This window comes from Vibrio sp. S12_S33 (assembly GCF_963889785.1).
GTDB lineage: Bacteria > Pseudomonadota > Gammaproteobacteria > Enterobacterales > Vibrionaceae > Vibrio > Vibrio aestuarianus.
On the sequence record NZ_CAWPQZ010000006.1, the window covers coordinates 20,421 to 36,686 of the forward strand.

Here is a 16,266-nt window from a genome sequence, read left to right on the forward strand (position 1 = left end):
CCAACCTTGCTATGTCAAAATTCTAATTTCCTGACTCAGAATTGCTTTTAAGATGTAACACGCTGAGTTCTTCCTACAAATTTCTCATCATCACTCGTAAAGTGTTTTTATTTTTTTGTTAAAAAAAATAAGTCTCGTGAATACTGATGCTGATGTTCTTCAATGCCTTAGCTGAAGATCAGGTAAGTGAAACATTCAAGGAATGAGAGAAATAGATATGAATCGTATTACTTTGTGCTCTGCAAGTATTGCTCTGGCTCTGTCAGGAGCCGCAATAGCAGCACCAACGACCCCTAGCGTTGACGTTTATGGGTCGAACAATCTACAGTTTTCTAAAATTGAATTGGCTATGGAAGCTACGGCCGGTTACAACCAAATGGTCAAATATTATGACCAAGCGGCCATTACGGTTAAGTTTAACCAATGGAGCGGTACCACTGGCGACACTTATAAAATTTATTTTGATGGGTTGGAAGTGGCTACTGGGCCGATTTCCGGCAGTCAAACCACCGTAAGTTTTGACTATGCACACGGCGGTTTGTATCAAATGGAAATAGAAGCGTGTGATGCTACTGGTTGTAGTAAAAGTTCGCCAGTTGAGATTACCATTGCCGATACTGATGGGTCGCATCTGAAGCCACTTGCGATGAATGTGGATTCAAACAATAAAACATACAATACCGATAAAAATACCGTAGTCGGCACGTATTTTGTTGAGTGGGGTATTTATGGCCGAGAATTCACGGTCGACAATATTCCTGCTGATAATTTGACCCACATTCTTTACGGGTTTATTCCTATTTGTGGTCCGAACGAATCGGTTAAATCTGTGGGTGGTAATAGTCACAATGCACTGATGACAGCCTGTAATGGCGTAAACGATTATGAAGTGGTTATTCATGATCCTTGGGCAGCATTTCAAAAGAGTTTTCCACAAGCTGGGCATCAATATAGTTCTCCGATCAAAGGAAACTACGCGATGTTGATGGCGCTTAAGCAGCGCAATCCCGATCTTAAAATTATCCCTTCGATTGGTGGCTGGACATTGTCTGATCCTTTCTTTGATTTCACCTCCAAAACGAACCGTGACACCTTTGTTGCATCGGTGAAGAAATTCCTTAAAACATGGAAATTTTACGATGGAGTTGATATCGACTGGGAATTTCCTGGTGGTGGTGGTCAAGCATCGAACCTAGGCGATCCGGTTAATGATGGTCCTGCTTACATTGCACTAATGCGGGAATTGCGCGCGATGTTAGATGAACTACAAGCAGAAACAGGGCGCAGCTATGAGTTGACGTCAGCGATTGGTGTCGGTCACGATAAAATTGAAGATGTAAATTACGGTGAAGCTATCCAGTACATGGATTATATCTTCGCTATGACTTATGACTTCTATGGAGGTTGGAATAATGTCCTTGGCCATCAAACTGCTTTGTATTGTGGTTCGTTTATGCGCCCTGGTCAATGTGATGGAACGGGCATTGATGAAGCTGGTAAAGCTTACCCTGGCCCTGCTTATACTTCAGATAACGGCATTCAGTTACTTTTAGCGCAAGGTGTCCCTGCGAATAAACTCGTACTAGGAGCGGCGATGTATGGTCGCGGTTGGGAAGGAGTTCAAGCTTCAATGAGTGACCCGACCGACCCTATGACTGGTGTGGCTAACGGCAAGTTGAAAGGCTCGACGGCTCAAGGCGTGTGGGAAGATGGGGTGATTGACTACAAAGGGATTAAGTCATTCATGTTAGGACCAAATAACACTGGTATTAATGGTTTTGAGTATGGTTATGATGAGCAAGCCGAAGCGCCTTGGGTTTGGAACCGCACCACTGGTCAGTTAATTACCTTTGATGATGATCGCTCAGTAAAAGCGAAAGGGGCTTATGTTCGAAGTTTAGGTTTAGCTGGTCTTTTCTCTTGGGAAATCGATGCTGATAATGGTGATATTCTCAACGCAATGCATGAAGGCTTAGCAGGAGGAAGTACAACGCCGCCGGCTAATCGCGCACCAACGGCTAATGCTGGTGTTGATCAAACTGTGATTGGGCCAGTCTCTGTGATACTGGATGGTCGATCATCAAAAGACAGTGACGGTACGATTGCCAGTTATGTTTGGCAACAAACAGCGGGGCCAGCCGTTACGCTCATTAATGCTAATAGCGCTCAAGCTAGCTTTGAAGCTGAGAGCGTAGCTCAAGCGCAAACTTTCATCTTTAAGCTAACCGTCACCGATGATAAAGGCGCTGAGGCCTCTGACTTGGTGAGCATTACGGTCAACCCGAAAATTACAGAACCTGTAAACACAGCGCCTGTTGCTGTCGTGACAGCACCGAATAGCGTCAATGCTGGTGATGTTGTGATGGTTGATGCCGGCGCCTCAAGTGATGCCGAGCAAGACCAACTGAGCTTTGCATGGGAGATCCCTACGGGGTTGAATGCGACAGTCCAAGGTTCAATTGTTTCTTTTGTTGCTGCGGAATATACGCAAGACACTGCACTGAACTTCACGGTCACTGTCAGTGATGGGCAAGCAAGCTCTTCAGCCAGCGCTTCAGTTGTAGTGATAAAGACAGTCTCTGGCGGAGAAACGTGTGACAACCTATGGGATAAAAGTTCGGTTTATACTGGTGGCAATCAAGTTTCTTGGGCTGGTAAGCTGTGGGAAGCTAAGTGGTGGACAGCGGGTGAAGACCCGACAACAACCGGAGCTTGGGGGGTATGGAAGGAAGTCGGTTTAGCCAACTGCTCCACAAACTAACGCCTTATTTTCTATTTAATTTGAGCCTCACCACTGTGTGAGGCTCTTTTGTTTATCCCTTTCCTTAATAATTACTTGCAATCCATTTATTTTGATATAGTGTTATACCTATGTATAACACTATATTGGTGTGGAATAGTGACAGATTGGCAAGATAACCAACCTATCTTCCGTCAGTTAGCCGATAAAATTACCGAGCAAATTTTGCAAGGTATTTGGCCGGAAGAGCACGCGCTTCCCTCGGTAAGAAGTGTCTCGGCAGATATGAAGATTAATCACCTTACGGTGATGAAAGGCTACCAATTATTGGTTGATGAAGGCATTGTTGAAAAGCGTCGAGGTCAAGGTATGTATGTGACGAAAGGAGCATTAGCGCAACTACAAACCAAGCAAAAGCAGCGTTTTTTACAACAGCAAATCCCAGAAATAGCAAGCACGCTAAAACTGCTTGAAATGCCGCTGGAAGACTTTATCAGTCAATTAAAACAATATATTGAAGGTGATCAATGAGCCCGTTAGTCGAAATCAAAAACCTATCAAAGCAATATGCGAAGCAGGGTGATACCCGCAATGAAGCGCTGCATGATGTCAGCCTTGAACTCCAAGCTGGACAAATTGTGGGTTTGCTTGGGCACAATGGTGCGGGTAAATCTACCTTAATCAAATCACTGCTTGGGGCGCATCATTATCAAGGTGATATTCGTATTCAAGGTCTAAACCCGATAGCGGATCGTGCCAAGGTGATGGCACATCTTTCTTATATTTCTGATGTCAACGTATTGCCTGATTGGATGACGGTTAAGCAGATCCTCCGGTATACCTCAGGTGTTCACCCGAGTTTTTCATTAGAAAAAGCAATGCAAGTATTGGCACAAACTAACATCCGGCTATCCAGTAAAATTCGTACCTTATCTAAGGGTATGAAAGTGCAGTTGCATTTAGCCATTGTGATTGCCACTGATACTAAGGTATTGATTTTAGATGAACCGACGCTTGGACTCGATCTGATCTATAGAGATACTTTTTATCGCCATTTGCTTGAGTGGTTCCATGATGGTGAGCGAGCTTTGATTATCGCCAGTCATGAAGTCTCTGAAATTGAACATTTACTGACCGACGTGCTAATTCTGAAGCAAGGAAAAGTGGTTCTGCAAGATTCAATGGAGAGTATCAGCGAAGGGTATTTTATCCTAGAGGCCAATCAGTCACACAGTGATGCTATTCGATCGCTTCAGCCGTTGGCATCTGAGGTCAGTTTAGGTACGACGAAGTGGTTACTTTCCTCTGAATATCGTGGAGCAGTTGAAGGGTTTGGTGCCATTTACACTGTAAAACTTGCCGATCTATTTCTTGCTTTACAGAAGGAGAACGCATAATGCACGCCAGTATTTATATGCTTGAAAAAGAGCTCATCGAGAATAAAACGGTTACGCGTATTCCTTTATTCCTATTAGTGTGTGGGACGCTGTTGTTTGTTAGTTTATTGATGAACAATACACTACAACATAACCTGTTTTTTGAAATGGAATTTGGTGGAGATGTCAGTGACATACATTTAGAGTTCGCCGATGATCTCAATATGTTCATCACCGCGAGCGTGGGCTTCATTTCATTGATACTAAGTTCATTGTACTTCCCCAAAACATTTCGTAAAGAGCGCAAAGAAGGCAGTTCGATGTTTTGGCGTAGCATGCCAGTGAGCAACACAATGACTCATGTGGTCAAAATCGGCTTCGGTCTATTTTTGATCCCTGTTGTCTGTTCTGTGCTGGTGGTGTCTGCTGATATCATGTTGTGGCTGCTAAACTTTGCAACCGATGACCGTCTTGCCGTGCTGCTTGAACAACGCTCATTATGGTATGCGTTTCAGCATTGGTTTAGCTATGTTGGCATTATGTGGGTTATTGGGGTGTGCATGATCCCGCTAGCTTGTTTTACATTATTGATTTCACAACTCTTCAATTCACCACTATTGGTGATGTTTATTGGGGGTTATGCACTAAAATGGCTATCTATAGGTGCGTTCAATACGGACATGGTCGGTGATTTTTACCATGCAATTCTGAATTTACCACTGCAACTGCTGACATCATCTAACATCAGCGTGATACTCGAACAAGTTGGGTTGGGGAACTTAGCGGTTTATTTCGGAATTGGTTTAGTTAGTTACTGGGCCAGTCACAAGCTCTACAGTACGGATGAGTTATCAGTGACGTCGTTATGGACTAGATAAAACCAACTGATATCGATTGAGCTTTGCTGATATCCAAAAAGCGATCTCAATACAAAGTGATTTGGCGATCACCATTAAAGGTGATGATTATGTGCTGTATGCCAGACCGATTGATGGAACAAAACTTAGTACAGTGGCTGTAATTAATCATGACTCTTTAGTTGTTCCTTTGTTTGACGCCATTTTAGGGCAGTTACTGGTGACCACCATTGTGGTTATTTTATGTACAGTGTTATTTAATTTGCTTTGTAACGTATTGTTCCGCCCACTTAACAATGTTTCTCAAGCTTTGGGGCAAATTGCTAACGGTAGTGGTGATTTAACTCAACGTATTGAGGTAGAAAATAACGACGAAGTCGGCGAACTTGCGAAAAATTTCAACACGTTTGTGGCAAGTTTACAGCAACTGATTGGGCATATTCGCCAACAATCACACCAATTAACCGAGCAGTCAGAGCATGGTGCACACCGCGCCAATCAGTCGGCATCTGAACTTAGTCATCAGCAGCAAGAAGTGGTGATGGTAGCTACAGCGGTCACTGAAATGGCATCAGCAACACAAGAAATTGCGTCACATGCTGAGCAAACAGCGCAAGCAGCGCAAGACTCTGCAACTAGCACTAATAATGGTCATGCTCTGGTTATTCAAACCAAAGGTTCGATCAATGATTTGGCTAGCTCTGTCAATGAAGCAAGTACCGTTATTGCGGCGCTTAATCAACATGCTCAAGAGATCTCAACCGTATTGGCAACCATTCAGGGCATCGCAGAGCAAACTAACCTGCTTGCTCTGAATGCGGCGATTGAAGCGGCACGAGCAGGAGAGCAAGGGCGTGGTTTTGCTGTGGTTGCGGATGAAGTCCGAGTACTTTCACAGCGTACCCATACTTCTACCGAAGAAATTAAATCAACCATCGATACGCTACAAGAAACTACCAAGCGCGCAGTGGCGTTGATGCAAAGTAGTTCGACATTAGCATCGAATTCAGTTGATGATGCAGACAAGGCATCTCATGCATTAGAGGAAATTAATACCGCTGTTGCGTTGATCAGTGATATGGCAACTCAAATTGCAACCGCAGCTGAAGAGCAAACTCACGTAACCAGTGAAATCACACAAAATGTGACTTCGATAAAAGATGTGACTGAGCAGCTAGTCGTCGGCGCTGAAGATAGCTTGAGTCAATCCAACGAACTCAAGCAGCAAGCTGAAGAGCTCAGTGCCAAGGTGGCGACCTTTAAACTTTCTTAGTCATGTTGATGACAAACCCAAACGATACTTCGGCATCGTTTTTTTTTGATTGAAAATTGAGCTAAAGATCAGATTTACCCTACAAACCTATCCTAATCGACAGGTATAGACTGTAACCAGTCGAATATGTAAACCTTTGTTTCTGGCGATGGAACTCTTTTAAATCGGGTGATGTGGACTCTTTTCACTTCGTTTTTCTTGTTTTCTCACCTAGTGAGAAAGCAACTCTGTTATTCATCACAAATTCTCGCTATATAAGAATAATGGTTGAGGTGTGTGATGAATGGAGCTAAAAAGAAAACATGAATGAAACAAAACTCTCAGCTAACCAAGTTAATGAAAAGTCACTGCAATTGTTAATGCAAGTGGCAGTTAATGAAGAACCTGTGTCGGCAAAAGTATTGAGCGAACAGTTACAAGTGCCGTTAAGTAGCTTGTATCGCCATCTTAAAATTTTAAAAGAGTGGAACCTGATTGAAGAAAGTCCTCATGACAAGACGTTAATCATAGGTTCTGCTGCACTGCTGCTGATGCGTAGTTATGAAACGAGCCAACATAATCTTGATGCCGTTGATGCGGTGTTAAGTCGGCTGCAAAAGCAAACCAGTGAAATGGCGGCCTACATGGTTCCGGTTGGTTACCGAGCCTTGTGTGTGAGCCAGAAAGAAAGTATGCAGGCGCTTCGATGCAGCTTCGTCCAGGGTCAAAGTCAACCCCTGCTTCGAGGTGCCTCATCTAAAGTTATGTTGGCGTATTTACCGGCTCAACGCTGCGAGAAAATTCTTCGTTATTTTGGTGAAGAACATCGTATGGAGAAATGGCAGGCTGAGTTGGAGAAAATACGTCGTAATGGGTACGCCGTCAGTACGTCGGAAATTGACCCTGGCGTGTCAGGTATTAGTGCCCCGGTAATGAAAGGGAGTAAGTTGATCGGCGCAATTTCGGTAATGGCTCCAGCCCATCGAGTTGAAGCCAATAAACAACGGATCATCTTACATGTATTACAGGCAGCAAGAGCGTTGCCACCAGAAAGGTAATTCACAATGCTAAGTTTATTCAAACGCTATCGTATGGCTAGAACGCCAAATCAACACGTACACCCATTCACATTCATGACCTTGTGTGAACGTGTTAAGCCGATGTCTCAAGTAGAGTTTGAATTTGCGCAGCAGAGCTTAGAATTTTCTTCCGATTGGCTTTATCAGCATCAAGCAAACAGCTGTTACTCTGATGCGGGTCATATGGTGGTGCAAAATAAAAATGCAGCCGGTTTTCAAGATAGTCTATATCAGCATTTGGCCGCTCGATCATTGCCGGTTGTTCTCTCTAACTGTCATGAAACCTTACTCAATGCCTTACCAGTAATGGCGTTAGACGATCAAGAAGTTGGTCTGATTAACATTGGCCATCGATTTGATCTCAAACAGACGCTGGATTTACAGCTCGGTTCGGTTTTTCATTTTGCTTTGACTCGCTATAGCAATACTCGTCTTTTTTGCTTAGGGATTGATGAAAGCTTGCAGGCAAATCAAGTAGTGGAGTATGCCGAAGATCTTGGCGTCAATTGGTTAACTCTAAGTGAATGCAGTTTTCGTTTCCGTAATAACTTAAAAGCACAGCTAGCGAGTTACATTGAACATTGTGATCAATTGATCATTAGTATTGATCTTGCGTCGCTGGTTTCGACGATGGGCGTTGATGAGAATCATGCGCTTGATAATCAAATGGTGCTCAGGACGTTAAGACAATGTGTTTTATCAGGAAAAGTAAAGCTGATTCAGTTAGTGGGAGCAAAGGATAAGCTCATTTATTCTAGGCAGACGAAAGAGATTTTCGATGAACTTTTCGCCTTGTCGCCCGAAATTACGCATGTGGCTTAGGAGAACACTTTCCTAATCATCAATATTATGTTGATAAGTTAGTAAATGATCGACAGCGATGCCGGATGTATTTGGCAGCACGATTTCTAATTTGACCGCTGAGACTTTGAATTCTGGTATTTTCGCGTGAGGGTCGGTGGCACTTGAAGTCAGTTTATTTGCGGGAGATTCCGCGAAATGAAACGGTACAAATACTACTCCTTGCTGCATTCTTTTGGTGACAAAGGCAGGGGCTTCAATCATGCCTCGTCGTGAACTTAAACGAACCATTTGACTATTATTGATACCTAGTTGCTGGGCATCTTGCACGCTGATCATCACTCTAGGCCCTGCCAGGTTATCTAAACCTCGCGTTTTTCTGGTCATGGTTCCAGTGTGAAATTGTTCCAATAAGCGTCCAGTGGTTAAGATAAGTGGGTATTCACTATCAGGTAACTCTGCAGCGTATCTAAACGGAACGGCTACCATCTCGCCTTTGCCACGTTTAAAAGTGGTTTGATGTAAAATTCGTGTGCCTTCAGGGGCATGTTCATTACATGGCCATTGTCGACCTGTTTCACCAATGTTGTGCCAATGAATACCAGAATATTGTGGGGTGACTTGGCTGATCTCTTGAGTAACTTGTCTAACGTTTTGATAGCGCCATTGCCCGCCCATTGCTTGAGCTATGCGTTGTACTATCCACCAATCTTCTTTCGCTTCACCGGGGGCTTTAACTACAGGTGTTATGCGTTGAACGCGTCGTTCGGTATTGGTGAAATGACCTGATTTTTCAGCAAATGAATAAGAAGGCAACACTACATCGGCCAGTTGCGCCGTTTCAGAAAGAAAAATATCCTGCACTACCAAGAAATCAAGTTGTTTGAGTGCTTCTAACACATGGGCTTGGTCAGGGTCACTCAAAACGGGGTTTTCGCCCATCACGTATAATCCCCGCACCTGTTTTTGCTGCGCCGCATCAATAATTTCAGTCAGCGTTAAGCCCTTTTCTTGAGAGAGATGATCACATTGCCACGCTTTTGCAAACTTGGTCTGTACCAATGGGTTGGTCACTTTTTGATAACCGGGATAATCGCCTGGTAATGCTCCCATATCACAGGCTCCTTGCACGTTTGATTGTCCTCGCAATGGATTGATGCCACCGCCTTCAACACCAATATTGCCGCATAACATCTGCAAGTTGGCGATTGAACGGACATTGTCATGCCCTGTGGTGTGTTGGGTTATTCCCATAGAGTAATAAACCGCAGTGACTTGCGCGGTGCCTATCATTTCTGCGATGCGTTTTAAGTCATCAACTTTTACACCCGTAATCAGTTCTACTTTTGCGGGTAAATAGGCGTCTGACATGACTTCCATTAATAATTCGTCAAACCCATCAACTCGTTTTTGAATGTAATCTTGATCATACCAAGCATTTTGGATGATCAGTTGCATGATGCCATTGAGCAGCATTACATCAGTGCCCGGACGGTGGGCGACGTAGACATCAGCGTGATCAGCCATTGTGATGCGTTTAGGATCGGCAACAATTAAGCGAGCCCCTTGTTTTACTGCTTGTTTGATGTGCGAAGCAATGATCGGGTGAGCAGAGGTGGTGTCCGAACCAATGATAAAGATAACATCAGAATGCTTAATGCTTGGGATATCATTGGTCATGGCACCACTTCCGAGTGATGCCTCTAGGCCAGTGACGGTTGATGCATGACATAGCCGAGCGCAGTGGTCGACATTATTTGTGCCAAACTCACAGCGGATTAATTTCTGAAACAGATAGTTGTCTTCATTGGTGGTTTTTGCTGAGGAAAAGCCCGCTAATGCATTACCACCGTGTTTAAGTTTTAGTTGAGAAAATGTGCTACCCACCAATGCAATGGCTTCATCCCATGTAGCTGGCTGCAGTTGTCCATTTTTACGAATTAGTGGGGTTGTTAGCCTTTCGGGGCTATGAATGAAGTCGAAACCAAACCGACCTTTGACGCATAACATCCCTTGATTAACGGGAGACTTTTTATCTCCTTCGACATAGCGAATTTTATTCTGTTTTTCATCGACGTATATCACTACTCGGCAGCCGACTCCGCAATAAGTGCAAATGGTTTTTATCGGTTTAAGTACTTCTATCCGTCCTTGGGATTTATCACGTTTATCTACCAGAGCGCCCGTTGGACAGACTTGTACGCAAGCTCCGCACTGCACACAATTGGAATCTCCCATTGACGCGCCATGAGTAAACCATGGACGATTTGTGGTGTGTGAATTTGGCATGTGAGAGAGATGCAATGCACCATGCACCGCTTGTTCTTGACAGGTTTGCACACACAATCCGCAGCTAATACAGCGGTTAGCATCAAATACAATAAACTCGCTACTTTTGTCGACAGGAAAATGCTGCTTATCTTGATTGATTAGCTGCTCAGGCATTACATGATATTCATTCGCGTAATCACGTAACTTACAATCGGTATTGGCTTGGCATCCACACTCTAAGCAGCGCTTTGCTTCTTCTTTTGAAGCTTTTACGCCGGCATCCAGCTCGACTTCTGAAAAATTGGTACGGCGATATAAGCTGGGTAAATGAGGGAAGAGTACCCGCCTTTTGCTCGCTTCTAAATGGTATTCACTGGTTTTTACTTCGCTTGGCTGTGCGCTTTTTTGGCTGTTAAACGTTTTTAGTTTAGGGGCGAATTCACCCAGTAATAATTTTTGAGCGATGGCTTGTGCAGCCACCTTCCCATCCGCGATGGCTTCTATCGCTGTGGCGGGCCCGCGCCTAAAATCACCAATTGAAAATAGAGACCCTTGATGATGCATTGTGTGGGTATCCACTTGCGCCGTATTGTTCTGTGTGAGAGGGGGCGGGCTGGTTAGTCCTGAAAATATATCGGTATCTGGAGTCTGAGATAACGCCGCGATCACTGTGTCAAACGCTTCTTCATAGATTTCGCCAGTGGCTATAGGTTGACGACGGCCCGAGTCGTCAGCTTCTCCAAGCCCCATTTTTTCAAGGCGCAGTGCGCGTACCTGCCCATACTCATCGCTGAGGTTTTCTAGCGGGTTGGTGAGGAAATCGAATTTAACGCCTTCGTGTGCCGCCGCTTCTATTTCGTATTCTTCAGCTGGCATTTCAGACAAGGTTCGACGATAGATAAGGGTAGTTTGTGCACCTAAACGCTGGGCTGTGCGTGCACAATCGATAGCGGTATTGCCACCCCCAATGACCGCCACCTTTTTGCCTGTGATGCATTGCTTGGTGGTAAGCGAATCTTTTAAATAATCCACACCTAAATAGCAGCCTTTTAACCGACTTCCAGGATAGTGAGCACTTACCGCTTTAGTTGCGCCAATGGCTAAACAAACGGCATGATAGTCATGCTGTAAGTTGTCGAGAGTGAAATCTTTTCCAATTTTATGGTTACATAATATTTTCATGCCTGAAGCAGCAAGGAGTTCAATTTCTTGATCGAGTAGCTTTTTGGGTAAGCGGTATTCTGGAATGCCGTACTGTAGCCACCCGCCCGGTTTGGGCATCGCTTCAAACAAAGTAACACTAAACCCCAGTTGGCGTAAGTAGTAACCACACGCTAACCCAGCAGGCCCCGCACCTACAATGGCGACATTGTAACCATTGTTTGAGACTGGCTTCGCCTGATAAGGCGTGTTTTGTTGTAAATCGATATCAGCAGCGTGACGTTTCAGTTGGCGGATAGCTAAGGGTTCATCAATTAGCGAACGGTGACATTGTGCTTCACAAAACGCCGGGCAGACCCGACCAATAGAAACGGGTAGAGGAAGATGACGCTTGATGATTTCTACGGCTTTTTGATGTTCTCCTTTGGCTATGTGATGTAGGTAAGATTGAACGTCAACATGGGCAGGACAAGCTACTTGACAAGGCGCTTCGCAGTCCGCGTTGTGGTCAGATAGTAATTTAGCCAAGGCAAGGTTGCGTTTTTCTGATAGTGCTTTTGACTGTGTTCGGAAGTGAATATTGTTATCAGCCGGGTGCTCACAGGCACGAACTAACACACTATTACCATCTTTAGTTTCGACTTCAACCACACAGAGATCGCAATGGACTTTTCCGGTTTGGTGGCTGGCTGCACAAAGGGTTGGAATGGCGACTCCTACCGATGTGGCGGCTTCCAGTAGAGTTGATGCTTGACCAACTTGATATTGAACGTCATTGATCACCACTTTCATAGTTCGCCCCTAAAAAGATACGCACGTTCAGAGTTACACCTCACATCCTTCACGCAGGTTGCTACGATGAATGTTGAGCTCTATGAAAACGCACTGAAGTAGGGTTTTCTAATTAGGTGTTGAATAAAGTGCGTGTCATAAGGTGCTAATGTCTACATAAATCTTGTGGTTATTGCATTGAGTATAAAAAATCCATACTGTGAATCCCTAGATCTAGTTCTCATTTTGGTTAAAAAATCGTCACGATTAGGCAATATAAATTTAACTAATTTGTCATGTTTAACCGCTAAGCTGCTTTCCATATCTAATAACAAGGCAAGTAAAGTCAAGGAGCAAACATGTGGAAGCGTGATGAGCAAGAGTCTCAATTTAGTGAAATGATCGAAGCGAGGCTTTCTCGCCGTCGCTTTATGGCGGGCAGTGCGGCAGTTAGTGCTGGTGCATTTTTAACATTGAATCCAGTCGCTAAAGCTGTTGCTGCGCAGCCTAATTCATCGTTGCTTAACTTCGAACCAATACCGACATCAACAGCCGATAGCGTCATCGTGCCGAAAGGCTACAAGGCAACACCGTTAATGTCTTGGGGTGACCCGATTTTTGCAGATGCGCCCGAATTTGATCAAAGTGGCAAACAAGATTCAAGTGCACAAGAACGTCAGTTTGGCGATAACACGGACGGTATGAGCTTCTTCCCCATTGCTGATGATCGCGCTGTACTGGCTATCAATAACGAATACACCAATTACGAATATCTGTTTGCTCACAAAGGCGAAGCCATGACCGCCGACGATGTTCGTAAAGCGCAAGCTGCTGTTGGGGTGACCATTGTTGAAGTAGTACGAAAAAATGGCCAATGGATGGTGGATCGTTCTGGTCAGCGAAACCGCCGCATTACGGCCAATACCCTAATGCAATTGACGGGGCCTGCGGCCGGTCATACTTTGATGAAAACTGATGCTGACCCTAGTGGCATGAAACCTTTCGGTACTTTTAATAACTGCGCCAATGGTCAAACCCCATGGGGCACGTACCTAACTTGTGAAGAGAACTTCGATGATTTCTTTGGGACCGATCAAGCGGGAGTGTCACTAACGTCAGATCAAAAGCGTTATGGTATTGAAGCTAAACCGAGCAGTTATAAATGGCATCAACATGATGCACGTTTTGACGTGGCGAAGAACCCGAATGAACCAAACCGCTTTGGCTGGGTAGTTGAAATTGACCCGAATGATCCAACTGCCACGCCACTAAAACGTACAGCGTTAGGTCGTTTTAAGCATGAGAATGCGGCACTGACCATCAACAAGGATGGGCATGCGGTGGTGTATCTTGGTGATGACGAACGTGGTGAACATCTTTACAAATTTGTTTCAAAAAATCGTTACCAAGAGGGCAATGATGCGGCAAACCGCAATCTTCTCGAAGAAGGTACGTTGTACGTTGCTAAGTTTGATATGAATGATAAAGAGCTGAAAGGCCAAGGGCAATGGATTGAATTAACCTTTGGTAAAAACGGTTTAACACCTGAAAATGGTTTTAAGGATCACGCAGAGGTGATGATTTTTGCTCGTCGTGCGGCAGCGCAAGTTGGGGCAACCACTATGGATCGCCCAGAATGGGTGGCGGTGCATCCGAGTAACAAATACGTTTTCTGTACTTTAACCAATAACAAAAACCGTGGCGTAAAAGAGGGACAACCTGTCGGTGGTCCCAACCCTCGTGCGAAAAATAACTACGGGCAGATTCTGCGTTGGATGCCAGTCAACGGCGACCACACTAGCGACAAATTTGCATGGGATCTGTATTTAATTGCCGGTAACCCAGCAGTTCACAAAGGTAATTTGTACGCAGGTAGTGACAATATTCATGCTGACAACATGTTTAACAGCCCTGACGGTATTGGGTTCGATAAAGCTGGTCGTTTGTGGATTCAAACTGACGGTAAGTACTCCAATAAGGAGGACTTTGCAGGTCAAGGTAACAACCAAATGCTGTGTGGTGACCCGATTACGGGGGAAGTGCAGCGTTTTCTAACCGGTCCTATTGCGTGTGAAATTACCGGTTTAACATTCTCGCCAGACCAAAAAACCATGTTTATTGGTGTGCAGCACCCCGGTGAAGATGGGGCTCCTTCTCATTTTCCTGACGGTGGTAGTACTAAACCTCGTTCAACGATAATGATGATCACTCGCGAAGATGGCGGTGTTATCGGTGCATAGCGCCACCAGTTTAAGTCACTAAACTGTTCAAAAAATAATAACCAGTTGGCTATATAATATTCAGGGAGCTTCGGCTCCCTTTGTTAGTTTTGCATTAAAACTCGGATGCTTTGTAATACGGTTTTGTGGCGAGTGGGTAACTGTTGATGGTATTTTTGTAAACTATAGACCGTCTCATTAATGCTGGTTTTAGGCTGGTGCAGTCTGACTTTCTGCTGCTCAACGTGAGCTTCTACCGCCCCAAAAGGTAAGACAGTAAATCCAATTCCTTGTGTGATCGGCACTAAGATTTGACTAAGTTGATTGATATAACCGACGCTAGGTAATGAGTCAATGGCAATGCCTGCCAGCGCTTCATCTCGGCTATGTGCAAAATAGATCGCGAGGTAATGCTCGGCATCAAGGTGACGAATGAGACCAAGTTTTTGTAACAGTTCTGGTGTGACATCACACTGATAACAAAATATTCTTAATTTAAGATTAAATAATAAAATTACGTTTGCATATATTCATCTCGATGGATAAGAGCTAAACCTGAAAAACAACGCGATAGGGTAATACATCGTAGCGTTACCACTCGCTTTTGCTTTTCTATTTTTGCTGACAATTGATATCATCACCGTTCTATAGTCGGGGAGCCAAGTATCAAGCTTATTTTAGTTTGATTGGGCTGAGATCGCAGAGCGAGACCCGTTGAACCTGATTCAGTTAATACTGGCGTAGGGAACTATCCACTTTGTCATTGAAAATGAAAACTTGTTTCCTTTTCAATCATGTTGCGGATGTGGTGGACTAATATTAGTCATCATTCCTACGCGCTTACTTTTCGGAGCGTGTATGTTTCAAGCAAATCCTAACTCTCATATTCCTATTGTACTTACCATTGCTGGTTCTGATTCTGGTGGTGGTGCGGGTATTCAGGCCGATATAAAAGCCATTTCGGCTACGGGTGGTTATGCATGCTCTGTTATTACGGCATTAACGGCCCAAAATACGCAGCGAGTCAGTGGGGTCTTACCGGTTCCGGTCACTTTTATTGAGCAGCAACTAGACGCCGTATTTGCTGACCTCAACATTGTTGCGGTAAAGGTTGGAATGTTAGCCGATGCTAATATCATTCAAATTGTTGCGCAGAAATTACGTCAGTATCAACCGCAATTTATCGTGCTTGATCCGGTGATGGTTGCAACCAGTGGTGATCTGTTATTGCAACCAGAGGCGATTGATTCTCTCAAAACCCATCTATTACCGATTGCCACTGTTGTGACACCTAATTTAGCGGAAGCTGCTGCTTTCCTTGGTTCCACAGTACCTACTACTGAGTCGAAAATGCACCAAATGGCAGAAAAAATGCGCGGTTTAGATTGCTTTGCGGTACTGCTCAAAGGTGGCCATTTAGAAGATGAAGCTAACAGCAACGACTTATTGATAACAGCGGACAAAACTCACGTGTTTCAAGCACAGCGTATAGCGACGCTGAATACTCATGGTACAGGTTGTACTCTCTCTTCGGCTATCGCCTCATACTTAGCCCAAGGGAATGATTTACAGGCCGCAGTTAGTGGTGCAAAACAGTATCTTTTACAAGCGATTCGTTGTGCTGATAGGCTGCGTGTAGGGCATGGGCGTGGGCCTGTCGATCATTTTTATAACTTACGTACTGGTTTGGACTTTAAGCGTTAAATATATCCCCTTCCTACTTGAAGATGTGGTGGTGT

At 44.4% G+C, this 16,266-nt stretch carries 9 protein-coding genes, 1 pseudogene and 1 riboswitch; of the genes and pseudogenes, 9 read left to right on the forward strand and 1 reads right to left on the reverse strand.

Annotation, left to right across the window (positions count from 1 at the left end):
- Window positions 1-217 precede the first annotated feature (217 nt).
- The 7 genes and pseudogenes from AACW06_RS04460 to AACW06_RS04490 all read left to right on the forward strand — a co-directional run bounded on the left by AACW06_RS04460 (window position 218) and on the right by AACW06_RS04490 (window position 8,126).
- On the forward strand, window positions 218-2,761 hold the full coding sequence (locus AACW06_RS04460) for a glycosyl hydrolase family 18 protein (protein WP_192074168.1): 2,544 nt from the start codon (window positions 218-220) through the stop codon (window positions 2,759-2,761).
- A 138-nt stretch (window positions 2,762-2,899) separates the two neighbouring features.
- Window positions 2,900-3,271 carry a GntR family transcriptional regulator gene (locus AACW06_RS04465; protein WP_053311608.1) on the forward strand — a complete coding sequence of 124 codons (372 nt, stop codon included), beginning with the start codon at window positions 2,900-2,902 and terminating at the stop codon, window positions 3,269-3,271.
- A complete protein-coding gene (locus AACW06_RS04470; protein WP_192074169.1) occupies window positions 3,268-4,137 on the forward strand; it encodes an ABC transporter ATP-binding protein in 870 nt (289 codons plus the stop codon). The genes AACW06_RS04465 and AACW06_RS04470 overlap by 4 nt, the downstream gene beginning before the upstream one ends.
- Window positions 4,137-4,994, forward strand: coding sequence for a hypothetical protein (locus AACW06_RS04475; protein WP_192074170.1), 858 nt, complete (start codon window positions 4,137-4,139; stop codon window positions 4,992-4,994). The genes AACW06_RS04470 and AACW06_RS04475 overlap by 1 nt, the downstream gene beginning before the upstream one ends.
- A gap of 16 nt (window positions 4,995-5,010) precedes the next feature.
- Window positions 5,011-6,246 (forward strand): annotated as a pseudogene (locus AACW06_RS04480) (methyl-accepting chemotaxis protein); the annotation flags it as partial.
- A 302-nt stretch (window positions 6,247-6,548) separates the two neighbouring features.
- The gene (locus AACW06_RS04485; protein WP_053311612.1) at window positions 6,549-7,283 is read left to right on the forward strand and encodes an IclR family transcriptional regulator; all 735 of its coding nucleotides are present in this window, start codon (window positions 6,549-6,551) and stop codon (window positions 7,281-7,283) included.
- A gap of 6 nt (window positions 7,284-7,289) precedes the next feature.
- Entirely contained in the window at window positions 7,290-8,126 is an 837-nt protein-coding gene (locus tag AACW06_RS04490; protein WP_192074171.1) for an arginase, read from the forward strand.
- A 12-nt stretch (window positions 8,127-8,138) separates the two neighbouring features.
- Here the strand turns inward: AACW06_RS04490 and fdhF are convergent, their stop codons facing one another.
- Window positions 8,139-12,329 (reverse strand): formate dehydrogenase subunit alpha, encoded by a 4,191-nt coding sequence (gene fdhF, locus AACW06_RS04495; protein ID WP_192074172.1) that lies wholly within the window; start codon window positions 12,327-12,329, stop codon window positions 8,139-8,141.
- A gap of 338 nt (window positions 12,330-12,667) precedes the next feature.
- Between fdhF and AACW06_RS04500 the strand changes: the two genes are divergently transcribed.
- A complete protein-coding gene (locus tag AACW06_RS04500) occupies window positions 12,668-14,548 on the forward strand; it encodes a PhoX family protein (protein ID WP_192074173.1) in 1,881 nt (626 codons plus the stop codon).
- A gap of 621 nt (window positions 14,549-15,169) precedes the next feature.
- Window positions 15,170-15,291, forward strand: a riboswitch (TPP riboswitch).
- Window positions 15,292-15,385: 94 nt separating this feature from the next.
- Complete coding sequence (gene thiD / locus AACW06_RS04505; RefSeq protein WP_192074174.1) at window positions 15,386-16,231, forward strand: bifunctional hydroxymethylpyrimidine kinase/phosphomethylpyrimidine kinase; 846 nt, start codon at window positions 15,386-15,388, stop codon at window positions 16,229-16,231.
- Window positions 16,232-16,266: the final 35 nt, after the last annotated feature.